General features: G+C 57.4%; 24 protein-coding genes. 9 read left to right on the top strand and 15 right to left on the bottom strand.

What is annotated here, in order from left to right:
• Position 1 precedes the first annotated feature (1 nt).
• On the bottom strand, positions 2 to 367 hold the full coding sequence (locus A9975_RS29180; RefSeq protein WP_183035773.1) for a helix-turn-helix transcriptional regulator: 366 nt from the start codon (positions 365 to 367) through the stop codon (positions 2 to 4).
• Between the two features lie 293 nt (positions 368 to 660).
• On the opposite strand from A9975_RS29180, the gene A9975_RS29175 reads away from it, so the two are divergent.
• A complete protein-coding gene (locus A9975_RS29175) occupies positions 661 to 1,035 on the top strand; it encodes a hypothetical protein (protein ID WP_183035772.1) in 375 nt (124 codons plus the stop codon).
• A gap of 230 nt (positions 1,036 to 1,265) precedes the next feature.
• Here the strand turns inward: A9975_RS29175 and A9975_RS29170 are convergent, their stop codons facing one another.
• From A9975_RS29170 to A9975_RS29140, 7 genes are all read right to left on the bottom strand, one after another.
• On the bottom strand, positions 1,266 to 1,658 hold the full coding sequence (locus A9975_RS29170; protein WP_183035771.1) for a hypothetical protein: 393 nt from the start codon (positions 1,656 to 1,658) through the stop codon (positions 1,266 to 1,268).
• A 34-nt stretch (positions 1,659 to 1,692) separates the two neighbouring features.
• A complete protein-coding gene (locus tag A9975_RS29165; protein WP_183035770.1) occupies positions 1,693 to 1,878 on the bottom strand; it encodes a hypothetical protein in 186 nt (61 codons plus the stop codon).
• A 240-nt stretch (positions 1,879 to 2,118) separates the two neighbouring features.
• Positions 2,119 to 2,490 (bottom strand): type II toxin-antitoxin system VapC family toxin, encoded by a 372-nt coding sequence (locus A9975_RS29160; protein WP_183035769.1) that lies wholly within the window; start codon positions 2,488 to 2,490, stop codon positions 2,119 to 2,121.
• Entirely contained in the window at positions 2,487 to 2,684 is a 198-nt protein-coding gene (locus A9975_RS29155; RefSeq protein ID WP_183035768.1) for a type II toxin-antitoxin system VapB family antitoxin, read from the bottom strand. The genes A9975_RS29160 and A9975_RS29155 overlap by 4 nt, the downstream gene beginning before the upstream one ends.
• A 423-nt stretch (positions 2,685 to 3,107) precedes the next feature.
• Positions 3,108 to 3,401, bottom strand: coding sequence for a DUF1484 family protein (locus tag A9975_RS29150; RefSeq protein WP_183035767.1), 294 nt, complete (start codon positions 3,399 to 3,401; stop codon positions 3,108 to 3,110).
• A 305-nt stretch (positions 3,402 to 3,706) separates the two neighbouring features.
• Positions 3,707 to 4,048, bottom strand: a complete 342-nt coding sequence (locus A9975_RS29145; RefSeq protein ID WP_183035766.1) for a DUF1484 family protein — start codon at positions 4,046 to 4,048, stop codon at positions 3,707 to 3,709.
• Positions 4,049 to 4,236: 188 nt separating this feature from the next.
• A complete protein-coding gene (locus A9975_RS29140) occupies positions 4,237 to 4,530 on the bottom strand; it encodes a DUF1484 family protein (protein ID WP_183035765.1) in 294 nt (97 codons plus the stop codon).
• A gap of 615 nt (positions 4,531 to 5,145) precedes the next feature.
• On the opposite strand from A9975_RS29140, the gene A9975_RS29135 reads away from it, so the two are divergent.
• Complete coding sequence (locus A9975_RS29135) at positions 5,146 to 5,415, top strand: DNA-binding protein (protein ID WP_183035764.1); 270 nt, start codon at positions 5,146 to 5,148, stop codon at positions 5,413 to 5,415.
• Positions 5,416 to 5,557: 142 nt separating this feature from the next.
• Here the strand turns inward: A9975_RS29135 and A9975_RS29130 are convergent, their stop codons facing one another.
• Positions 5,558 to 6,112: an HNH endonuclease signature motif containing protein gene (locus A9975_RS29130; RefSeq protein ID WP_183035763.1), complete on the bottom strand. Its 555-nt coding sequence runs from the start codon at positions 6,110 to 6,112 to the stop codon at positions 5,558 to 5,560.
• 704 nt (positions 6,113 to 6,816) lie between these two features.
• On the opposite strand from A9975_RS29130, the gene A9975_RS29125 reads away from it, so the two are divergent.
• From A9975_RS29125 to A9975_RS29105, 5 genes are all read left to right on the top strand, one after another.
• Positions 6,817 to 7,860 carry a DNA cytosine methyltransferase gene (locus A9975_RS29125; protein ID WP_183035762.1) on the top strand — a complete coding sequence of 348 codons (1,044 nt, stop codon included), beginning with the start codon at positions 6,817 to 6,819 and terminating at the stop codon, positions 7,858 to 7,860.
• Between the two features lie 132 nt (positions 7,861 to 7,992).
• The gene (locus A9975_RS29120) at positions 7,993 to 8,811 is read left to right on the top strand and encodes a hypothetical protein (RefSeq protein WP_183035761.1); all 819 of its coding nucleotides are present in this window, start codon (positions 7,993 to 7,995) and stop codon (positions 8,809 to 8,811) included.
• A 106-nt stretch (positions 8,812 to 8,917) separates the two neighbouring features.
• Positions 8,918 to 9,160 (top strand): helix-turn-helix domain-containing protein, encoded by a 243-nt coding sequence (locus tag A9975_RS29115; RefSeq protein ID WP_183035760.1) that lies wholly within the window; start codon positions 8,918 to 8,920, stop codon positions 9,158 to 9,160.
• 10 nt (positions 9,161 to 9,170) lie between these two features.
• The gene (locus A9975_RS29110) at positions 9,171 to 10,823 is read left to right on the top strand and encodes a hypothetical protein (protein WP_183035759.1); all 1,653 of its coding nucleotides are present in this window, start codon (positions 9,171 to 9,173) and stop codon (positions 10,821 to 10,823) included.
• A 59-nt stretch (positions 10,824 to 10,882) separates the two neighbouring features.
• Positions 10,883 to 11,305 carry a very short patch repair endonuclease gene (locus A9975_RS29105; protein ID WP_370565735.1) on the top strand — a complete coding sequence of 141 codons (423 nt, stop codon included), beginning with the start codon at positions 10,883 to 10,885 and terminating at the stop codon, positions 11,303 to 11,305.
• 859 nt (positions 11,306 to 12,164) lie between these two features.
• On the opposite strand, the gene A9975_RS29100 is transcribed toward A9975_RS29105, so the two are convergent.
• The 6 genes from A9975_RS29100 to dnaA form a co-directional block, all read right to left on the bottom strand.
• Positions 12,165 to 12,953, bottom strand: a complete 789-nt coding sequence (locus A9975_RS29100) for a HEPN domain-containing protein (protein WP_183035758.1) — start codon at positions 12,951 to 12,953, stop codon at positions 12,165 to 12,167.
• Positions 12,954 to 12,955: 2 nt separating this feature from the next.
• Complete coding sequence (locus A9975_RS29095; protein WP_183035757.1) at positions 12,956 to 14,170, bottom strand: DUF262 domain-containing protein; 1,215 nt, start codon at positions 14,168 to 14,170, stop codon at positions 12,956 to 12,958.
• Positions 14,171 to 14,288: 118 nt separating this feature from the next.
• On the bottom strand, positions 14,289 to 15,149 hold the full coding sequence (locus tag A9975_RS29090) for a DUF6216 family protein (RefSeq protein WP_183035756.1): 861 nt from the start codon (positions 15,147 to 15,149) through the stop codon (positions 14,289 to 14,291).
• A 144-nt stretch (positions 15,150 to 15,293) separates the two neighbouring features.
• Entirely contained in the window at positions 15,294 to 17,831 is a 2,538-nt protein-coding gene (gene gyrB, locus A9975_RS29085) for a DNA topoisomerase (ATP-hydrolyzing) subunit B (protein ID WP_183035755.1), read from the bottom strand.
• Between the two features lie 227 nt (positions 17,832 to 18,058).
• Entirely contained in the window at positions 18,059 to 19,183 is a 1,125-nt protein-coding gene (dnaN, locus tag A9975_RS29080) for a DNA polymerase III subunit beta (RefSeq protein WP_150985332.1), read from the bottom strand.
• Between the two features lie 457 nt (positions 19,184 to 19,640).
• Positions 19,641 to 21,446, bottom strand: a complete 1,806-nt coding sequence (gene dnaA / locus A9975_RS29075) for a chromosomal replication initiator protein DnaA (RefSeq protein WP_183035754.1) — start codon at positions 21,444 to 21,446, stop codon at positions 19,641 to 19,643.
• A 1,021-nt stretch (positions 21,447 to 22,467) separates the two neighbouring features.
• On the opposite strand from dnaA, the gene rpmH reads away from it, so the two are divergent.
• Both rpmH and rnpA read left to right on the top strand, forming a co-directional pair.
• A complete protein-coding gene (gene rpmH, locus A9975_RS29070; protein ID WP_017229861.1) occupies positions 22,468 to 22,602 on the top strand; it encodes a 50S ribosomal protein L34 in 135 nt (44 codons plus the stop codon).
• A 118-nt stretch (positions 22,603 to 22,720) separates the two neighbouring features.
• The gene (gene rnpA, locus A9975_RS29065) at positions 22,721 to 23,182 is read left to right on the top strand and encodes a ribonuclease P protein component (protein ID WP_150985330.1); all 462 of its coding nucleotides are present in this window, start codon (positions 22,721 to 22,723) and stop codon (positions 23,180 to 23,182) included.
• Position 23,183: the final 1 nt, after the last annotated feature.

Raw genomic sequence — 23,183 nt, 5'->3', positions numbered from 1 at the left:
GCTAGGTCTTGTCTGCCCGCGCGCCGGGGCGCGCAGGAAACGCGGGCTGACACACAGACGCCGCAACACCGCAGCCCTGCGGATCCCCTTCGCAGCAGTGCTCTGTCAAGAACCCAAGCAGTTCGTTCATCCGTTGGTACTGGGCCTGGTAGATAACGTTCCGGCCTTCCTGCCGGCTCGCGATCAGCCCGGCATTGGCCAGTTCCTTGAGATGAAACGACAGTGTTGCCGGCGGCAAACCGAGTGCCTCACTAATCCGGCCGGCAAACATGCCAGGCGGACCGGCCTGGACCAGCAGGCGGAAGATCGCCAGGCGAGATTGCTGCGCCAGCGCGGCCAGGGCTTTTACGGCGGTTTCGCTGTCCATCAGAAGGCTCGCGGTAGTGGTGCTACCGCGTATTCTCCCCCAGAACGAAGGCCAGCGGGCCGCATCCCCAATCCCAACCTCACGCGGCACGGTCCAGGGCGCGTGTTCATGCGGCATGCGCCCCGGTAGCGGCGCCATCGGGAATCCCATCCCTTCACAAGACCTGCGCGTGGAAAGCGACGCCGAAGGTTCGGTGCCACACAGATCACCTCCCGCACAAGAGAATAATCTTCACAAGCGCGGAGCCAGCGTGCAGGACCCGACCACCTCAACAGAAGAGGGGGCAAAACAATATGCATCACCAAGCTGTGCGAGCCGCAATGATTGCGGCCGTTGCCATGTCTGTCGCGGCCCTGTCTCTCGCGGCCCTGTTTGCCGCTGCCGCAGCCTATGCGCAAACGCCAGCGCGGCAAGACGACGTCAGCAAGGCGCAAAGGATGTCGGTCTGCCAGTGCGTAGCCGACCTCCTTTTCATGGCCGCGCAACAACGCGATACGGGCGTGCCCCGGCAAGATGTGCTGACAAAGCTGAGTCAGGTTGGCGGGGGCGACCCGATCTTTCTCTCCACGGCCACCGAGGCGACCAACATTGCGTACGACATGCCGCAGATATCGCCGGCGAAACTGAGAAAGATTCACATCGACAGGTGCAGGAAGAAAAGCCGGTGAGGACTGTGGACGCCAGATCCTGCCCGGCGCGCGGCGTGATCGTGTGCCGCGTCAGCGGTGCTTGCTCGTGCCCGCAGCGCGGTACTTGCTCTCCAGCCTCGCAAGCACATCTTCAGCAGGCTTAGGGGTGCCACTTGCCATGCCCGCCGCAATTGCGTCGCGCAGCGCCTCCAGTTCGATGCCGTTTGACGAAGAGGCTGCCGGGCAGGGAGACGTCATCCAGCGCCCCCCTAGCGAATCTGCGAGGTCGGTTCCGGAGCTGGGCAGCAAGGGTGCGGGCACCCCGGCATGAAATTGATATGCGCAAAGTTCGGCGGTTCCGCCGACTTGCCAGGTTTGTAGCGGGGGATTTCCATGGAAATCATGCTCACCGGCACACCAAAAGTCGTCAGCAAATGCTCCAGGTGAGATACGCGCTTGCGTGCGAGAGCATGACTGACACCAACGGTAGGGGCCTCGTAGACGAGAATGTGAAACTCCTCCTTGTTCTCATATCTCCCGGGAGAGTCGACCATCCATTCCGCCAATTTGCGAACTTCCGACGCCGGCAGGCGAACCGCGCCTGGCTCGAAATTGCTGTTGAAGGAAATGTCGAAGCTGCAAGCCAGTGCAGGCTGCGCCAAGATCGCTGCTGTTGCAGCAACGGTGCGGAAGCATTTAGACAATGACATAGGCGGCCAAGTTATCAGCATTCTCAATGCCCTGCGGGTTCTTTGCCGCAGCCTCCTGTTCGGCGGTGCATAGCTGATGGAAGAAATCCTTTTTCGCCATTGCATTGGACATCAGCACCCCGCCGGTGCCGGTCTTGTCGCCATGTTTCAGGGCCTCTCGCATATCGTCCATGCCATCCTCCGTTGTCAGGTCGCCGACACGCAAAGTGGCCGGACACCTTGCCAATGTGCCCGCGGATCGCCTGATCGGCTTTGGGAAATTTCTGCAAGAACACGAAGATAATTCCCTTAGTGAGCGGGAATGCGACATGAAGCTGGGAGGCGGGTTCTCATCCGGACGCCGCGCAGGGCGATGGCAGTGTGGGCTCAGCTTGCCGACTGCCCGATCCTCCCCACCCGCCATTTCCGTTTTCTAGTGCGCAAGCACTGCGCTGAGATTGAGTTCATCGGCAACTTTCTTCAATCGCTTGTCGCGCGTCCAGATGGTGATGCCGGGTTGTAGGCGTGCAGACGCCAACAGCGACGTGTCTACAAATCCGATTCCACGATTGAACAATCCTTCGCGCTCGATCAGATAAAACGTCTCCTCCGGTGTGGCTACTGGCGCGCGCGGCAGATCGAGCAACGCGCCAAGCACGACGTCACGGTCACGCAAACTACCGAGTGAGATCTCGCCTATCACATAGGGATGAGCCAGCACACGCCCCTCGGCAAGCAGGCTAATCAGCATCGGATCAGAAGCGTTGATATGGTCAATCCAGACCGACGTGTCGACAAGGATCATTCGACGTCCAACCGACGACGTGGCGCCCCCTTGATGCCCGGTTGGCTACCGCCAAGATTCGCGAGTCGTTTCGCGGCTTCACGCTGGATCAAGGCCTTTAACGCTTCGCGCACGAGTGCCGTTTTTTCTTCCACACCCGTATAAGCCTGAGCTTTGGCGATCAAGTCGTCATCAAGCGAAATCGTCGTACGCATGGGAGCCTCCATAAGTGTGAGCACTCAATATAGCATCGTTTGATGCTTATAGCGGTGCGTTTCGTGGTCTCGTGGTGAGCGCATCTGCCGCAACATTGCGCCGAGTCTTGAAAGGAGTAAACGGCGCGGGCAAACGGATCGAGCGCATCGTGCATGCCTTCCGTCGCTTGTCAGGTCGCCGACACTCGGCGTGCTCGAACGCCTTGCCAATGTGCCTGCGGATCGCCTGATTGGCGTTGGGAAAGGTCCGTAGTGACGTGAAGACATGTCACTTAGTACGGGAGTGCGTCGAGAATTTGAGAGGCGGGCTCTCATCTGGACGCTGCGCAAAGCGACGGCAGTGTTAGTTCAGCTTCCCGACTACGCCGCCATGCAACCTGCGCGACGTTGACGGCTGAGCGGATGCCGCCCAGCCATCGGCTCTCAGAACAACGCGTCGATGCGATTCACGCTCGCGTCAAGCTGCTGCCGCAACGGCGCCAGCAGGCTATGCAGGCCAACACAATCGATTGCCGCGTCGGCTTGTAGATCGAGCAGCGTCAGGATGGTGCCCAGGCCCGCGCTGACGCGCAGGAGTTCGTCGAAGCTCTGCATGATGGCTTCGCGCCTGGGGTCATCCGGCGGGGGTGTCGCTTCCTCCGACAAGAGCGCTTGGGCAATCATGCTGAGCGTGGATGCATCGGCGGTGGGAGCGAGTGTTTTCATACGTGCGGCCATGGGATCACCTCTTTGGCGAATGACAGGGTGTGTTGATTGGTCGTCGCGCCCGTGCCGGCTGGCTGGGTTAGGCCGGCCGGGCGAGGGGGCAGCGATTGCCTCGCGCCCCAGATGCTCAACAACCCAGTTCCCCGCCAAGGTACTGGCGAGAGCTGGGCACTGCGGTTACCCCGGTCATGTCCTGCAGGTCCCCTCTTGTGAGGGACTGCTACAGGGATCCCGTTTTTGATTCGGTGGTCGTGATATGGGCCAAGTGGGCCAACGGCATGATTTACGTGGCTACGCCGTTCGGCCAGAGACCTTGCCTACGTCGGGGCAGAAGCGGGCCGCGACGCAGGCGCGGACCGCGAACGAACCCCGCAGGCCCGGGTACAGCGCCGGCACCGGTTCAATGCCTGGTCCAGCTGCTGCTTTAGCGGCATCAGCAAGGCATGCAGGCGGCTATCGCTCGCGTGCAGGTTCAGCAGCGTGATGACGGATTCCAGATGCGCGCTGATGCGCAGCAGTTCATGGCAGCCTCGGTGGGTAGCGTCGTGGCTCGGACCGGCTTCGTTGCCCGGCAGCAAGGGCTCGGCGATCAGCCTGGCTTCCACGGCGGCTTCCCGTGCTTCGGCGGCGGTGCGCGGGCGACGTTGGCGGACGGTCATGGGTACCTCCTGTTTTGTGATCGGGGTGCGATCAGGTTGCAATCGCGGACATCGGTATGGCGATGGGCGGCGTTGGCGACCATCGTCCCGGCACGCGGCGGCGGTGGGTGCTTGCGTCGATCGGCGTGTGACTCCCCACCGCCTGCGGCCTTGCGGGCGGCGGTGCGGGTGTGGGGAACGGGTGTGGCTCAGTACAGCGCTTGCACGCGGTTCACTGCCTGGTCCAGCTGCTGCTTTAGCGGAGCCAGCAGGGCATGCAGGCCGTTGTTGGCGGCTTGCTCGTCGGCCTGTAGCTCCAGCAGGAGCAGGAGGGATTCCAGGCCTGCGCTGACGCGCAGGAGGTCGTGGCAGGATTGGTGGATGGTTTCGTGGGTGGAGTCAGTCGGTGCAGACGTGGACTCCTCCGGCAGCAGCGCTTGGGCAAGCATGCTGAACTCGGATGGATCGGTTGCAGGAGCGAGAGTTTTCAGACGTGCAGTCATGGGATCACCTTTTGGCGAATAGCGGGGTGTGTTGAGTGGTCGTCCCGCCCGTGTCGGCTTGCTGGATTTGGCCGACCGGCAGAAGGGGCAGCGATCGTCTCGTTCCCCAAACGCTTAACAACCCGTTCCCCGCCAAGGTACTGGCGGGGTGCTGGGCACTGCGGTTACCCCGGTTATGTCCTGCAGGTCCCCTCTGGTGAGGGACTGCTACAGGGATCCCGTTTTTGATTCAGTGGTAGCGATATTGCGAAGGCTCACTAGCAAGCGCGACGTTTGGCGATGCAGGACTCAGCAAACCGCCATGGGAAGCTTGGGCATAAGCCATAATGTGACTCTTGTTTCCTCTGGAAGCGTGGCTCGCTTTGCTCACGCCCGCGCCGCATCCTCCAAGCTCTTGCTTGGTGGACGCCTACGCATATCTGGCACTCTTGCCAGAGGTACGGCCATATCTGCCAGCGGCTTAGTGGCAGTGCGCGAACAGTTCCGCCTCGCCGCTGGCGAAGAAGCCAGTACGGGCGGTCGTTACTAGCCATGCTGCCTCGCGATCCGCTTGCGATGCGGGCGAAGCGCCATGTGCACGAATGTACCCAACAAGGATAAATTATCCTAATTGAAATGCGCAATCGCGTCGAAGAATTGATAGATTTTGTGGCAGAAGGCCATCGCCGGTACAAGCACATGGAAGACTTGACTGGGATCAAGGCGGACAGCTGGAAGAACGCCTGCCGGGGGAAGCAGCGCTTCACGCAAGAAATGATCGAGAAGATGGCGGAGATCTGGCCGCAGTATGCGTATTGGCTGGTTACCGGGCGGACCGACGAGGGCAACGGGCACACGTCGCCGATTCTTGAGCGAATTGAGAGGGATTTGAAGAAGGTTCGGTGAGAAGGGCCAGGCAAGGCATTCAGCCAAGCGCAGGCTCAGAACCAAGAAACAAGCGCCACCCGCAACGTTGCCCGGTTAGGTGGAACATTGACAGCAAATCCGCGGACAACATCGGCACGAAGGGGGACGCCCAACAGTCGGCTCAGGAATTCGGATCTAGTTCGAACTGCTCAGCAAGATCCGGAAGCGCATCCATAGAGCGGCAGAGTCCAAGCAGTTCCCCGAGCCGGTCGGGATAGTGATTGCCAAGAACACCGACCAACTGATCACGAAGGGCCGACCTGTTTTGCGCGAAGTGCGCACGCCGATGATCGTTCGAACAGATTGCCACAACGTTCCAAACCGTATCAGGGCCGCCGCAGTTCAGCGGCACGACGTGATGTGCTTCCAGGTAATAGCCACCAACATCCGTCTCAAAACCGAGTTCGCCACAGCATTCGCATCTGCCGTCGCTCGCACGCTGCTTGGCTTTTCGCACAACGTCTGGATCACGGTCATACACAGTTGTCTGCGTGATCCTCCTGATAGAGCGCGTGCCATTCGGACTCGGCTGAGTTCGGGGGACGCGCTCCCCTCCCGGATCGGCAAGCAGCGAAATAAGACGCACCTTTACGTTGGTCCCAACATTGCCGGCCGGCTTCAACCCCGGAATCGGCTCTTCACCCATCTCCAGGAGAACTGCGGAGATATTCTTCATCCGATACTCGTATGACTTTTCGGTACGGCCATATGCACGCTGAAGCGCCCGATACACTTCACGTTTGTTGTAAGGCTGAGCGGCAGCTTCACGCCTCGCCATGTCCCTGTATGCGTCGACTGCCGCTGCAAGTTCGGCATCCGTCCATCCGTCCATCGGTCCCCTCGTTCTAATTCCCGTCCGAATAGGAATATTCCCACATCCTTTAGGATTTTTCCTAAGACGTGACGCTCGCTAGGAGGGTGGAGGAGTGCCGTCGGGCAATGTGCCAATGCAGTTGCGGCTGGACGAAACCGATTTCTCCGCGCTTCAACCCGGACCATACCTCAGCACCCACAAACACATTTCTTTATGTGATCAACACACAAAAATATGCGTTCGTCAGCCGGCAATCCCATGGTATGATCCCGCCTATGACATATGACGAGTTCCGCCGGCAGTTAGGCAAAGCAGGAGTTACGGTGAAGGAATTTGCCACTTTGGTACGCCTCAACCCGAACTCCGTGACGAACTATGCTCGGACCGGTGAGGTCCCGACGCACTTCGCAGTTGCGGCGATCTTGATGGGTGAGATGGCAGAACATCGTCTAGATTTCCGCATGGCCCTATCCTCTGCTGACCTTGGACCGGAAAGTCGTCGAGGCGCCGCCAGCGGCGGTTTTGGCAGTAACTCTCGCGCTTCGCGATATTGAACTAGAGAACGAATGAATCGAGCAATCGACCTTTTCGCCGGCGCAGGTGGCCTCTCATTGGGCCTAAAAATGGCTGGATGGGACGTGCGCGTCGCAGTGGAATATGACGCAACGGCCGTTGAAACGCATCGCAAGAACATGCCGGAAGTCCTACACGTCTGCGACGACGTTCGGGACATTGACTTTACTACGTACGCAAGCGCCATTGACTTGGTAGCAGGTGGTCCTCCATGCCAGCCATTCTCTGTGTCTGGAAAGCAAATGGGGCATCTCGACGTCCGTGACATGGTCCCCGAATTCATTCGAGCGGTTCGAGAAATCAAGCCTAAGGCATTCTTACTGGAGAATGTCAATGGATTGACTATGGCACGGTTTCGACCCTACCTGGACGCGAGGCTTCACGAACTAGAAGTCCTGGGCTATGACGTACATTGGAAGGTCTTGAACGCTGCTGATTATGGTGTTCCCCAGAAACGACTACGATTGTTTATTGTCGGCGTACCTCCTGGAACGCCTTTTTCCTTTCCATCCCCAACGCATGGCCCACACGGCAGCAAGAAGTACCAGACAGTCCGTCAAGCGCTCGCCGACGTTCCTCACGATGAGCCGAATCGCGCAAAGGTTGTCCTCGCCAAGAATCCGATTCTCCGGAAAAGCCCATACGCCGGGATGCTACTCAATGGAAAGGGACGCCCATTAAACATGGATGCGCCTTCTCTCACCATTCCCGCGACCGCCGGGGGGAATAGGACGCATATTCTCGACCCCGAAGGCATAATTCGAAAATATCATGACCATTTGTCTAACGGGGGAAGGCCACGCAGCGGGACACTCAATGAATGCCGCCGTTTGACAGTCCGTGAATCAGCTAGATTGCAGTCGTTTCCCGATTGGTTTGAGTTCATCGGACGTCGCAATCAGCACTATGCGCAAATTGGCAACGCGGTTCCGCCAGACTTGGCGAAGATGGTCGGAATAGCCGTTTTGTCGTCGTTGAATGCAGTTCGGCCGCAAAAGAAAAGGGCGCCAAAAATCCGCACGGTCGAAAAGACCTAGTCTAGACGGACTCCAACTGCGGCACCCTCAATAGATCTTGGCTTCGGGCAAGCCCCCCCTTGGGGTGGCTGCCCGAATAGTAGACGATCAACTAAGATGTGCCTTCTGCATAGGCAATATCTTGAGAATTGAATGACTACGCCGACAGATGCCGCAATGGCAACTGCGCCACTGGTGCAAAATAACAGCCTTCCCGCCCCTGAAGGGGTGGAAAGACTGCACGAAGTGAGGAAGATCGCTCTCGATCGTTCGTTATGGGTAACAGCTGTTGCTATCGCCGAACTCAGAACGCTTGCTAACGACAAAATTCGTGTAGAGAACAGGGATCGCGGCCCGGCCGGCAATCGCGCGAACGATGTCCAAGGTGTTCTCGGTGAAATAGTCGCCATCATCCATCTTGAGAAGGCATTTGGCCTGGATGCAATTTGCCACGACCTCTTTTCAGTAGGAGGCCCTGTCGACGATGTGGACATCAGCGTGTCGTGGGATAATCGAACCGAGCGCCTTGAGGCCAAGTGCCTAATTTGGGATGCGTCGAAGAGATTATTTCTGATCAATGATGAGGCGCATGCCCGATCCGTCAAACGGGAAGCATCGGGTTATATTCCCATAATAACCTCCATCGGTTCAGACATCGCCATCGCCGGGCCCAAGTTTCCCATAGCATCAACGTCAGAATGGAATATCCAAGATTTTGGATATAATGACCCCGCAAGATCCATAGAGCTCACTAGATTTTGCCCCACCTATTTGCAGCGCTCATGGCTCGAGATACGCAACAAGTATCTCGAAAACCATGCAGAATCTGTTTGCCTCAAGGACGATCTGCTGAATATCCTTCCCCGTAAAATTGTCGCCCACCGCCACCAAATAGAAGCTGAACTTAAAACTAGCACAAGCTCAATCCGAGCTTTGGCAGAAAAAATAGCTTCCGTGATAACAGCTGACTAGCCGATTGCACATCCCCAAGACGCGAGCCACAAGGCGCTCAAATTTCGAAGACTTGACTCATAGTCCGTAGACTCATAGTCAAAATCCGAGTCATGATTGGGGAACCATGGCGCTCAAAAATTCGATCACCCCTAAGACGGCATTTGGCCAACGACTTCGCCAACTCAGGTTGGAGGCTGGACTGTCTCAGGAGGCATTAGCAGCTCTTGCAAAGTTGGACCACACCTATGTGAGCAGTTGCGAGCGTGGTCATCGAAATGTCAGCTTGGAGACTATTTATAAGTTCGCCAATGCTCTGGGCATCGAGGCGGCTGTCCTATTAACAGCGCAGCACAGTAACAAGACCTAACGGACAATCAATGGCTAGTGCAGGGCAACTGCGTCCCCTTCTGAGAAGCCTTTTGCTACCGATTAGATCTGGGCAAGAGTGCGCGTGTGGCATCGCACTCGCACAGGCACTCAAAGCTAAAGGTATTTCGTTCCACGAGTTTTCGCCTTCGATTGCTAACGAAATCGATGCGTGGCAGGAAAGCGGACTGCCCTCTGATCTATTTAAAACCGTTGTGGTTGCCGTACTAAAAAGAGCGGATAACTCCCATGGAGTGCCGGTCGCGAATTGTTATTTCACGCTTCACCGTAAATTGGTCGAAGCACATTTGATGTCGCATTTCCAGGCGACAGCTTTTCTAAGCCACATCTTTCTCATTGTTGATCTCGCGGCAGATGAAGGACTTTCCTCTGCTCAGATTGCCAAATTGCTTGCAGAGATTGATCCGCGTGTAGGCTTTAGCCGTCAGTCTATCGCCACAGCACTTCAAGCGGTGAAGCTGGAGCCGGGATTAGAGCTTAAGAATGTTCAGAGACTCTTTACTCGAGACCAAAACTCAGAGCTTAAGGCATTTGCGGATGCCGATTTAGCAACGGCAATTCAGCTTGTCTCGGATAAGGCCAGTCGGCTCGGTTTCGAGGGGAACATGGAAATGGCTCTCACGGACTTGTTGCGCGTCAATATAAGTGCCGGCCAAGAAGAGACGTTCGCGTACGTACCGTACCTCCAGATCCTGCACTATCAGTGTGTCATTGCAGATGCCTTCGACCACGCCATAACTGATCTATACGAATTCGCTCCGCGCGGCCGCGCAGCCCTGTGGCTCTTCGACCAGTATCCGCCAGCACTCGCCACTGCCGGCAATCCATTCCTAAACAACGCAAAATCGGTGGAACGCATTGACGAGTCCTGGGCCAGGAGCAAGAAGCCTTCCGAATTGCCAGGGGCATCTGCGCTCGTTTTTGTCCTCTCGGGCATGGAGGTAATGAGCTTCGCCGCCCGCAGGGAGCTTGCACGCTGGGTTCGCCTTCTTCTGCATCGACTTATGCGACTCAAGGAGCTGCTCGCCGACCCAATTCCTGCGGTGCTAGCCAGCCCCGAGATCAAATCGATATTGGACGCCGTGGCGACGGGAAATACCTGCACCTTTGGCATCTTGGAACAGAGGGTCTTGGACGCCCTCGTGTCGGGAAAACACCTGCAGGCGGCTGGCTGGCGCGGGCGTGGTCTGAAAGACTCAGTAAATGCTACAAATCTGAGCCAACGCAAACTGGGTGACATCGACTTCCAGCATGCGGCGAGTCTGGAAATTGTCGCTTATGAGGCCCACGGCGGGGAGCTATCGACCGTGTATATCGATGAGCACGTTCGCACGCTTCGAAAGGTCTTCAAGCGCCGCAAGGAAGAGTTGATTGGTATCGCTGAACTTGATCGATGGAAAATTCGAATAGTGTTTGTGGCCCATAAGTTGGCTGACCATCCACGACCGCTGGAAATAATCGACGGTGTAAAGATTGAGCTTTCAGCGGTCACTTTTCGTGACTTTTTCGCAACGTGCCCCCCGCCCGGTGCACTTGAAGCCGAATTCGAAGAGTATGTGCGCCTGCCGCTATCTGCAAAGCGCATGCCGCACGAAGTTAGGCAAGTTGTTAACTCGTTGTTGCAACCGGCGCTCGCCATATAGGCGACGAACGTGCGGGGGATTCTGGTATCTTGCCCATAGGATCACCAGAAGGATCGCGGGTGGCAGCTTACAAGTTCTCTACCACTCCAGAACGATCTCGAATCATGTCGGCGATTCGGGCTACCGATACGAAGCCAGAGTTGGCTGTGCGTAGGCTGCTGCGCGAGATCGGATATCCTGGCTATCGACTTTACCGACGCGATTTGCCAGGGACACCCGACATTGCCTATCTTGGGCGGAAGCGCGCAATCCTGGTTCACGGATGCTTTTGGCATAGTCATGACTGTAAAACGGGACGACGGCTGCCGACTACCAACTGCGACTATTGGCTCCCTAAACGAGAACGAACGAAGCAACGGGATTTCAATACGAAAACGGCGCTCGAAAAATTAGGCTGGCGCGTCCTCGTTGTCTGGGAATGCGAGCTAAGAGATTCATCGTCCTTAATAGTCCGTTTAACGGCCTTTATGGCAAGTGACTAAGGAAACGGCAACCTGCCCCGGGGCCGCCACTGGTAATGGTCCATCGTTATTACCTAGACGCCATTTCGTGCGTAATACCCTCACATACGTCCCCATCAAACAAGAGCGCTATATGATAATCTTTGAAAATCCACTGCAAGAGCATTTTTCCCTCCGGCTGCACACTAACATGCGTTGGTGGACCGACTTTGGAGACAATTTCTTGCTTTGCTTTCCCTGTCAATACGCCTAACTTAGCAAATTTGCCCGGTAGGAAAATCCCTCTAAACTCTTTTGATGCCGTCGCGATGGTTCCACAAAGCCCAACCACCGCGATTAGAAACAAAGAGATCCCCCACATTACGCTCATTCTTTACCCTTATTTGAATTGATTCCTCCGGGCGAGTAGCGCCAGCATCGAATACGGAGGTGAGAACTGTCAAAATTCCCCGACACCACCATCATTGACGGTGGATCCGACAAATTAACGACTCAGGCGATGCAATCCAACACCCCCGTGAGGTGGGGTTTCCCGTCTAGGGCTTTCCAATGTAGCAACATCGGCGGCATGGCAAGTGATCGCGGTACGCAACGTGTCAGGCTAAGCAAAAGCGTCGCACGCCGGAACGATGAGGACTGCGGACTGTTTGGTACTGCAGGAAGGGGGATCGAAAGGAAAGGGGGAGTCCGTGAAGGCAGTGTGAGCGCCATCACGAGATATTCGATTCATCCCTCGTTCCGCTCCATATTTAATAGCTTCACCAGCCGGCGCTTGCGCTGCCAAACGCCTTTACCTAGCTAAGGCTGTCTTCATGGATCCAACGAGCACTCATACCACAGCGGATATGAATTGGAAATTATAAAAATAGGACCTCATCGCCTACCAACTCGCCAACTCCTTAGTTAAAACATTCGTCATTGACTCAGCGGTCAATTCGAACATCTTTATGTAATCCATCACAACGTCAACCGCATATCCGGTGTTGCCAGTCAACGAGTGCACAATTTCGTTGCGACGATCATAAAATTCGTCGAGCTTCGCCTTGAGCCGCTCAGCTGCGATACTCTTTACGGTTACGCCAAAATAAGATTTTATCTTCGTATTTTCGGCTACGCTAAGCAATATTTCCTTTATCCCCAGACGATGAGCGATTTCATTAACTACGTGCGGCCGAAAATTATTGGAGTGCTGACCAAACAATGATCCTTCAAGTTTGCTTGCATCGTCACTAATTGCGAACCCTTGCAAGGAATCCAGCAGAGCGCGCGCCTTCCCGATGACATTCACATCCGGGACTTTTGGCTTTCGCTTTGTCAAGATGGATGAATTGAATCTGAGCTTATCTAACGCAGCCCCCCAATATGCATTTCTGATTCCATGACGAACATCATCGTTTAGATGGGCATAACGTTCGGAAAGATAGCCAGCGCACTGCACTATCTCCTCACGAACAAATTCCTCAAAGCTTGACGCCAGAAAAATTAATGCCATAGCATTTACGGTGTTGCCAGTTTGCAAACCAATTTTACTTAAATCAACTTCGCTGCGTGCTGTTGTTAGCGTTCCAGGAGATTTCGCGGCGGACTCGATAGCGACCATGGCAGCACGAATATGAAAAATTCGGCCAATAAAATCATCCAATGGTCCTTGAAGATCGGCTGCTGCCATGACTACACGTATGCCTTAAAAAGATCGCGAAAGAGAGCGATTCGCTCCTTAATATCTGCCGCCGTGTTTGCCGCACCGGTAAGTGTCCCCGTTTTGGCGAGTTTTCTGGTCAAAGCGGCATAGTCATTCTGTATTGCCTGCTTGTTTGCCAGCAGCTTGGTGCGCTTCCGCCAGAACTGATCCACGGCGATCATCACCCCGTCGTAAACACCAGCGATGGGCCGACTATCTCCTGACTTCTGATTTAGCCGAAAAGGAACGCCATCGAATAGCTGATCAACAAGTGCAAGGCGTAAAACATAGCGCTCACCGAGAGCGTTTGCCTCGTCGCGCGTGATATCGAGATTGCGCTCCATGCAACGATCGAGCATGGATTTCATTGAACCGTGAATGTGTTCATCATTGTCAAGCGCAAAGAAACGAAGCACCAATTGACAGTCCCCCATGGTTTTATAAAGACTGTTTTTCTGCCGGCTCTCTTCCTCGTAATATTCGTTTGGATCTGCATTTGTATACGCAGGAATCCCCCAAACTCGAGTGAAAATTTCATTACGAGAAAGACGAACAATAAGATCATTGAATTCGCCCCCATAAATGGCATTTCTAATCTCTTGCGCGCTAAGCCTCTTCCCTCCTGTATTCAGCCTCTCAAAAACAAATCGCCTCAGTTCATAAAATCGAGATGAGCCAGCTTTCTTTATTTTCCCTTGAGACTCCTGAAGCAAGACGATGGCAGATATTGAGGCGCGATCGAGACTTCGCTTGACTTTGGGCGGTAGCTTTGCGTAAGACCGGCCATTCAAGGAAGATATAATCTGAAGGCCACGGAGTTGAAATTCATTATTCAGAAATTCCTTGATGGCATTCAATCGCTGCTGGCCATCCATAACCTCGTATCGGGCTAGATCGTTCTCGTAGAAAAACACCGGAGGGACAGGTACATTTAGCAAAAGCGACTCGATTAGAAGCGACTTTTGCTGATTGCTCCATCTGAGTCGGCGTTGATATTCCGGGCGAAGATTTACATCGTCCCCAACGATAATCAGATCGCGAATCTGTGGAAGCAAGAAATTATTCGTTTGATAAACAACACGAAAGGGCTGCCTGACCAACTCGTCTTCAACGCTCTCATCGGTTGCCTCCCGCACATCCTCACTCGAAGGATCATCTTCTGATGCTTCGATCTCATCAACTAATTCGTCAGGGCCGTCGACCATTTTGTCACCTTACATGTTGTTAGTTAGATTGTAACAGCAGATACCCGCTACTTTTCAAGAGGTACATCTCGGACATGCACATTAACAAATCAAACTCGCATATTAGTTTCCGCCTGATCTACGGCTGAACTGACTTCTTTCCATCGTCGGCTAAAGCAAGAGCCAGGCCCTTTTTCTTTTCCAACCTGCCCGACATTGCGAGGGCATTAATGCCACACGATACAGAAGCCAAGCACATAAAGGCGATTGTTGCCATAAATCCCGAAATGAATGGAAGCATTACTCGCTGCAACTGCACGTTCGTGCGCACATACTCCGAAGCCCGCCCCTCAACAAGGAGATCGCATATCGCTTCGACCTCGAACCCTTTGAATTTAGTTGCCAGCGCGATATCGGTGCGGTCTTCCTTGCACTGTTTTGCCCCAAAGGAGGCATTCGACCAGAACATCACCGCGCTATCTTGCGACAACAGGAAGGTAAGCCCACTATCCTTCGTGCGCAAAATTGCCGAGGATTGAATTGCACCGACGGCAACAAGTGCAGCGGCTACAAAGAGGGAAATAAAGATTAAAAACAGAAATCTCTGCTTACATTTTCCGGGCAAATGGGCTTTCCCTTTTAATCCAGGCAACTCAATATCAAAATACTCCCCACATGCCTTTACCGTATCGATATTTTCATCGTTGGAATTGGTCCACTTGATAAGATTTTGCGCCTGCAAAAGGGTTCTGGCAGGCACTCCCGTCGTGAATCTAAATTGCATTAGATTCGTTTGTCCGCTTAAAAAACCGGCAATAATTTGATCAGTATTTTTTGAATTTCGGTCAAACCGGAGCCATAGCCTCGTCATTAGACTATGGGTTGACCTCGTCCGCCGCCAGACCAACCATGCCACCACGATGGACCCGAGCATCACCGATGAGATACCTAGTGCGGTGCCTAGGCTTACCAGTCCTTTCACCCCTTCAAATATTTCCAACTCACTCTCCGTTATACGAGATCGCCAGCAATCCTCTGGACACAGAGGCGGGCAACGAAAACATCACTTGATAGTATTTTTGACAAAAAAAACCAACCTCATATAGAGATTGGTTCTTTTATTAGGGATTTTTAGCGATGCCGCTCAAACATCAATATTCCGAGCCACCAACGCATTACTCTCAATAAAATTCCGACGCGGCTCAACCTCATCCCCCATAAGGGTGGTGAAAATCTGATCCGCCGCAATAGCATCCTCAATCTGCACCTTCAGCAAACGGCGCTGAGTCACGTCAAGGGTGGTTTCGAAAAGCTGCTCAGGATTCATCTCCCCCAGCCCCTTATAGCGCTGACGAGACACCCCACGCTCGGCCTCAGACAACAACCACTGCATGGCAGCATGGAAGTCATTCACCGTCTGGTCGCGCATCTTTTCGCCCTCGCCACGGCGCACCTTGGTGCCTTCCGCAATCAGGCCCTGGAAGGTCTTGGCGGCCAGCGACAGCGCAGCGTAATCTGCGCCGTGCACAAAGTCTGCGTCCAGGTGAGACAGGCGCACGTTGCCGTGATGCCGGCGGGCGATCATCAGGCGGTGCTTGTCCGTCTTCTCGTCAAACTGCGCATAGACGTCTGCCGTGCCGTCGTCATTCACGGCGGCGCCCAGCAGGGTCTTGGCGTGCATTTCCGACAGCTTGGCCTTGAGCGCGGTGGCTGAGGCTTCGGCGGCGGCGGCGCTGTCCAGGTCCAGCTCGATGCCGTCGGCAATGGCGCGCAGGGCGTCGCTGTCCACGATGCGGGCCAGGCGGCCGATCACGGCTTCGGCCAGTTGGTACTGGCGGGCCAGCTCAGTCAGGGCGTCGCCGGCAACTTCGCTGCCGTCGGGGTTGACCAGGGCGGCCTTTTCCATGGCCAGGCGCAGCAGGTAGGCGTTGAGCTCGTTGTCGTCCTTGATATAGCGCTCTTCCTTGCCGTGCTTGATCTTGTACAGCGGCGGTTGGGCGATATACACGTGGCCGCGCTCGATGATGTCGGGCATCTGGCGGTAGAAGAACGTGAGCAGCAGCGTGCGGATGTGGGAGCCGTCCACGTCCGCGTCGGTCATGATGATGATGCGGTGGTAGCGCAGCTTTTCGAGGTTGTAGTCGTCCTTGCCGATGCCGGTGCCTAGCGCGGTGATCAGCGTGAGCACTTCCTGGCTGGAGAGCATCTTGTCGAAGCGGGCGCGTTCCACGTTCAGGATCTTGCCCTTGAGCGGCAGGATGGCCTGGAACTTCCGGTCGCGGCCTTGCTTGGCGGAGCCGCCTGCGGAGTCACCCTCCACCAGGAAGAGTTCGGACTGGGCGGGGTCTTTTTCCTGGCAGTCGGCGAGCTTGCCGGGCAGGCCCATGCCGTCGAGCACGCCTTTGCGGCGGGTCATTTCGCGGGCCTTGCGGGCGGCTTCGCGGGCGCGGGCGGCGTCGACGATCTTGCCGCAGATGATCTTGGCGTCGCCCGGGGTTTCCAACAGGAAGTCACCCAGGGCCTTGGCGACGAGTTCTTCCACGGGCAGGCGCACTTCGGAGGAGACGAGCTTGTCCTTGGTCTGCGAGCTGAACTTGGGCTCGGGCACCTTGACGGAGAGCACGCAGGCCAGGCCTTCGCGCATGTCGTCGCCGGTGGTTTCTACCTTGGCCTTTTTGGCGATCTCGTTTTCTTCGATGTACTTGTTCATCACGCGCGTCATGGCGGCGCGCAACCCGGTGAGGTGGGTGCCCCCGTCACGCTGCGGGATGTTGTTGGTGAAGCAGAGTACTTGTTCGTTGTAGCCGTCGTTCCACTGCATGGACACTTCTACGGCGATACCGTCTTTTTCGGTGTTGGCGTAGAAGATGTTGGGGTGCAGGACGCTCTTGCCGCGGTTGATGTACTCAACGAAGCCTTTGACGCCGCCGGAGAAGGCGAAGTCTTCTTCCTTGCCGGTGCGTTGATCGGCCAGGCGGATGTGCACGCCGTTGTTCAGGAACGAGAGCTCGCGGATGCGCTTGGCCAGGATCTCGTAGTGGAACTCGACGTTGGTGAAGATTTCTTCGTCGGCGAGGAAGTGGACTTCGGTGCCGCGCTTGTCGGTGGGGCCGATGACCTTCATCGGCGAGACTTCCACGGGCACGCCGTCGGGGCCGGGCACGGTTTCCACTACGCGGTTTTGCACGGCGCCTTGGGCGAACTCGAGCAGGTGGGCCTGGCCGTCGCGGCGCACGGTCAGGCGCAGCCACTTGGAGAGGGCGTTGACGCAGGACACGCCCACGCCGTGCAGGCCGCCGGAGACCTTGTAGCTGTTCTGGTTGAACTTGCCGCCGGCGTGCAGCTCGGTCATGGCGATTTCGGCCGCGCTGCGCTTGGGTTCGTGCTTGTCGTCGAACTTGACGAGCGGGGGAATGCCGCGGCCGTTGTCGGTGATGGAGATCGAGTTGTCGCTGTGGATGGTGACGGTGATTTCCGTGCACCAGCCGGCCAGGGCTTCGTCGATGGAGTTGTCCAGCACTTCAAATACGAGGTGGTGCAGGCCGGTGCCGTCGGACGTGTCGCCGATGTACATGCCCGGACGCTTGCGCACCGCCTCCAGGCCTTCCAGGATCTGGATCGAGCCTGCGCCGTAGCTGTCTTGCTGTTGCGGTTGCGATTGCGGTTGTTGCTCTTCGGTCATGTTCTCTTACTCACGGCGAATGCGGCGATCTCTCGTCACGCCCGGATGGGCGCGCCCGGATCGGGCCGCATAGCGGGTTACATAAAAACGGCAAAAGGGGCGGATCTCGACGATCCGGCCCCTGGTGCGGCGGGTCTTGCGCGGGGCCCCTGGGGCTGCTGCGCAAGCCGTGGTGTGCCGTTAGATGCTCCGGTTTTGCGTATCTTGTGGTCCTTGTTACCGGCTCATCAAATGCGCATCGGCATGACAACGTACTTGAAGTTGTCGTCTTCCGGCACGGTGATCAGCGCGCTCGAATTGGAGTCGCCGAGGCTGACCTGGACTTGCTCGCTCTTGAGGTTGGCGAGCACGTCCAGCAAATAGGTGACGTTGAACCCGATGTCGAGCGCGTCGCCCGAATAATCAAGTTCGAGTTCTTCCTGCGCTTCTTCTTGATCCGCGTTGGTGGAGCTGATCTTGAGTACGTGCGTATCCAGGATGCAGCGCACGCCCTTGAACTTGTCGGTGGTCAGGATGGCGGTGCGTTGCAGGGCTTGCTGCAGCTTGACGCGGTCGATGGCGAAGGCGTTCTTGTAGCCCTTGGGGATCACGCGCTGGAAGTCCGGGAACTTGCCTTCGACCAGCTTGGAGATCAGCTCGATATTGGCGAAGGTGAACTTGACCTGGTTGGCGGCCAGTTGCACTTGCACGGGATCGTCGTTGTCTTCCAGCAGGCGCTGCAGCTCGAGGATGGTCTTGCGCGGGATGATCACTTCCTGGCGCGACGGGGCGCCTTCGCCACTGGTGGCTTCGGCATCCAGCTCCACGCCGCAGTAGGCCAGGCGGTGGCCGTCGGTGGCGACTGCCATGACCTTCTTGCCGTCTACCACCAGCAGCATGCCGTTGAGGTAGTAGCGGATGTCTTGCTGGGCCATGGCGAAGTGAACCATGGCGAGCAGGTGCTTGAAGGTCTTTTGCGGCAGGCTGACGGATGCGCCGAACTCGCTGGCTTCGGCTACCGTGGGGAATTCTTCGGCGGCCAGGGTCTGCAGCGCGAAGCGGCTCTTGCCGGACTGCACGGTCATGCGCTTGTCGTTGAGCGACAGGGCGACTTCGCCGTCGGGCATGGCGCGCAGGATGTCGAGCAGCTTGCGGGCGGCCACGGTGGTGGCCACGGTGTCGCTGCCTACGCCGCATTCGGCGTGCGTGGTGATCTGGATCTCGATGTCGGTCGAGAGGAAGGATACGTTGGACCCGGACTTGCGAATCAGCAGGTTGGCCAGGATCGGGAGTGTGTGGCGGCGCTCCACGATGCCGCTCACGATTTGCAGCGGACGCAGCAGATTGTCTCGCGAGGTTTTGACCAATTGCATTGAATTTATCCTTCGTCGTTTGTAGTAAGCGACCGCGGGTGCGCACTGACTGGCACTAACTTGCTGCGCAGTTTTCAGAACTGCTTCCAAAACGCTTTGGAATCAACAAGTTAATTCGCCATTGTACCAAGGATAAGCCGCTGCGGTGAAGCGGGAGAAGCGCGATCGGAGGGTGAAATTGTGCGCAAAACGACACAAATTCAGACTTCTTCGGTGGCTGGCGACTGTTGTCGCTGGCCGCCCCCTCCGCCCGCTCGTCCCGACTCACCGCAAAGCCTTAGCCCAGGCCGTTTTCATGGCAATGTTCCGCAATGCCCCGGTGTTGCTTTCCGATTGATTCATGCGCCGGATCCTGCCCGGCGCGTACCCTACAGTATGCCAGCCCGGCGTGACCGGGCTGGCAAATGCTGCTTCACTATTGCTTCACTGCTGTTTCGCTACGATCCGACGCTCGGGGTCAGCCCTTGAGCGTCTGTTCCAGCACGTGCAGCTCGTGGTTGAGCTGCGCGTCTTTGCTGCGTTCGTCGGCGATCTTGCGCACCGCGTGCAGCACGGTGGTGTGATCGCGCCCGCCGAACAGCTCGCCGATTTCCGGCAGGCTTTTCTGCGTGAGTTCCTTGGCCAGGTACATGGCAATCTGGCGGGGCCGCGCGATATTGGCGGGCCGCTTCTTGCTGTACATGTCCGCGACCTTGATGTTGTAGAAATCCGCGCAGGTCTTCTGGATGTTCTCAACCGAGATCTGGCGGTTCTGCACCGTCAGCAGGTCCTTCAGCGCTTCACGGGTGACATCGATGGTGATGTCCTTGCCGTGGAAGTTGGAGAAGGCGAGGATCTTGCGCAGCGCGCCTTCCAGCTCGCGCACGTTGGATCGCAAATGCTTGGCGACGAAGAAGGCGACTTCCTCGGGTACGCTCACATTCTCGGCGGCGGCCTTCTTCATCAGGATGGCGACGCGCATCTCCAGCTCGGGCGGCTCGATGGCGACCGTGAGGCCGGAGTCGAAGCGCGAGATCAGGCGATCGTCGATGCCGCTGATTTCCTTGGGATACGTATCGCTGGTGATGATCACCTGCGCCCGGTTGGCGATCAGGGCTTCGAAGGCGTAGAAGAACTCTTCCTGCGTGCGGTTCTTGCCGGAGAAGAATTGAATATCGTCGATCAGCAGCAGGTCCAGCGAGTGGTAGTAGCGCTTGAACTCGTCGAACGCCTTGCGCTGGTAGGCCTTGACCACGTCGGAGACGTATTGCTCGGCGTGGATGTAGCGGATGCGGGCGCGCGGGTTCTCCAGCAACATGAAGTTGCCGATGGCGTGGATCAAGTGGGTCTTGCCCAGGCCTACGCCGCCATACAGATAGAGCGGGTTGTAGGACTTGCCGGGGTTGTTGGCCACCTGGATGGCGGCGGCGCGCGCGAGCTGGTTGGCCTTACCGGTGACGAAGTTGTCGAAGGTGAGGATGTGGTTCAGGCGCGAGCGCTCGTGCACCGAGTCGTTCTGCTGCTGGCCGCCATGCTGGTTGCCGGGGTGGCCTTGGTGGCCTTGCTGGCCCGGGTGCCCTTGGTGGCCCTGATGACCCGGATGACCTTGATGACCCGGATGGCCGCCCTGGTTACCGGGGTGGCCGCCCTGCATGGGCTGCTGCGACGGCTGCACGCGGTAGGAGCGGGCGCTGGCTTCGGCCGGGTCCAGCTGCGGCACGTCGATGTCGACGATCTCGCCGCCCATGCCGCCCATGTTGCTTTGGTTGGCGCTGCCGGGGTAGTTGCTGCCATTGCCGCCGTTGCTGCCATTGCCCGGGTTGCCGGGGTAGGGCGCTTGCCCGCCGCGCTGGCCGCCGGCCTGGTTCATGGGGCCATAGCCCTGGCCGCCTTGGCCCGGCTGCATGCCGGGCTGGCCGAAGTTTTGCGACAGCGGCTGGCCGGACGGATAGCCGGGGCCGGCGTGCTGCGCCGCCATGCCGGGCTGGCCCGGCTGGCCGGCCTGCTGCGGATAGCCGGCGGCAGCCCGGCCCGAGGCGGCGGGGTCCAGGACAAAGTGAACGCTGACGTTGGCTTCCCAGTATTCGCAGGCGAGCGCGGTGATGCGGCCGGAAAACTGGCTCTTTACCCAATCGAGCTTGAAGCGGTTGGGCGCGGCGATGCGCAGCGCGTGCGCTTCCTCGTCGAAGGCGACAGGCGCCAACGGCTTGATCCAGGTCTTGAACTGTTGCGGCGTCAGTTCGCGCTCGAGTTGCGCGGCTGCTGCCTGCCAGAAATCTTGCATTGTTTTGTTGTTCGGTGTTCGCCACGGTGCATGGACAGTCCGGCCGAATGGACGACAGGCAAGGATCGGTGATGCATCCCTGCCGTTAGTCCATGCAACCTGAAAGCGATCGCCAAGCGATCCGCAATTGACCCCGCAGCCCGGGCCCCCATGGTGATCGACGCGACAAGCGGGAGCCGCTGACGAGCGAGGCGATGAAATCGCCGCTTGCCCGTTGCGCGTCCGTTGTCCGGCATGCCAGGGGTGTTGCCCGGGTTGCGCTTGCGCCACGCAGCCCGTGTGGTGTTTGGACCCGGATTGTACCCCCCGCCCTAAGTTATCCACAAAGGATAAGTCTGTGGATAAGTTGTGAAAAAGCAGTGGATTGTTGTGCACAACCCTAGTTCTGGCGCGGGTTTCCGGGTAGCCAAAACACGGGAAAACCTAGTCGAAACAGTGACTTCGCTCACCTTGGCCAACCCCGGGTGGCACCCCTGAAGAAAAAAAACTTACCCACTGGCGATTGTGGACAATGAAATACAACGGCCTGTTGCGTGTTTTTAAGGCAGGGGTGCTTCACAAGGCGCTAATCCATCTGCAGTCTTGACACGTCGCGCGAAACTCAGTTAAATGGCGGGTTCTGCGATGCCGCAGGGGATCACGTATGCGCATCGCCGGGTCTGACCTGTTCCGTGCAAGACTGGTGCGAATCCTTGGTTTTTGACTAAGCTGAGACGCGCCGGAAACAGCTGGATTGGCCGGAACAGGCAGCGGGCCGGGCAGGCTGATGGGGTTGGAACGGATGCGTTGGTTTTACGGTTTTACGCTTCTGCTCCGGCAAGATTCCCTCCCACAACTGCTTCGCGCGGCGTCGATGTCCGATTCGTCGGTGCCATCGATTCGCGAGATACACGGCCGGCAGCAAGATCACCACAGCAGTCGGCAACACCGCAAACCGCGGCAGCCCCATGCGAACCATACGCGGCGGCGCCCGGCTTAACGCCGGAAGCCGGGCGAGCCCAGATCAACCAGAGAGTGCAACATGAAACGTACATACCAACCTTCCGTTACCCGCCGCAAGCGTACCCATGGTTTCCGCGTGCGCATGAAGACCCGCGGCGGCCGTTCCGTCATCAACGCGCGTCGCGCCAAGGGCCGCAAGCGCCTGGCAGTCTAAGGGCCTGGCGACCGGCCACGGCGGTGCAGCAGCTTGCGCCGCCTTGGCCACTCGCCTCGCCTTTTGGACGGCCGGTAGCCAGCAGCCAAGCACAGCTTTTCCGCTCGCTTTGCCTAGCGTGACTACCTTTGCCTACCCTAAAGCCGCGAGGCTCACAAAAACGGATGAGTTTTCATCCGTTTTTGCATTGCGTCCGCGCCGACGCAGCCAGCATTTCGTGCTGTATGTGGGCGAGAACGGCCTGCCGCAAGCCCGCCTGGGCGTGGTGGTTGGCAAGAAGTTCGCGGCGCGTGCCGCCGAGCGCAACCTGGTCAAGCGCATGGTGCGGGAACTGTTCCGCCAACGGCAGGACAAACTCGCGGGCCGCGATGTGCTGCTGCGCCTGCAAGCCAAGTTTCCGCGCGCGGAGTTTGCCAGCCGCACCGCGATACGCCGGGTGTGCCTGGCCGAGCTGACCGGCTTGTTCGAGGTAGCGGTAAAGCCGCTTGCCCCGCGCCCTGCTGCCCCTTCCGGGGTGTCGCCGCCGAAGTCCGCCGAGGCTGCGCCCACGGAAGTCCCGCCCTCGGGCGCTCCTGCCTGAC

It is taken from the genome of Cupriavidus sp. UME77 (assembly GCF_014170355.1).
GTDB classification, from domain to species: Bacteria; Pseudomonadota; Gammaproteobacteria; order Burkholderiales; family Burkholderiaceae; genus Cupriavidus; species Cupriavidus basilensis.
The sequence above is the reverse complement of the archived record's forward strand: the minus strand, read 5'-3'. Positions and strand labels throughout refer to the sequence as shown.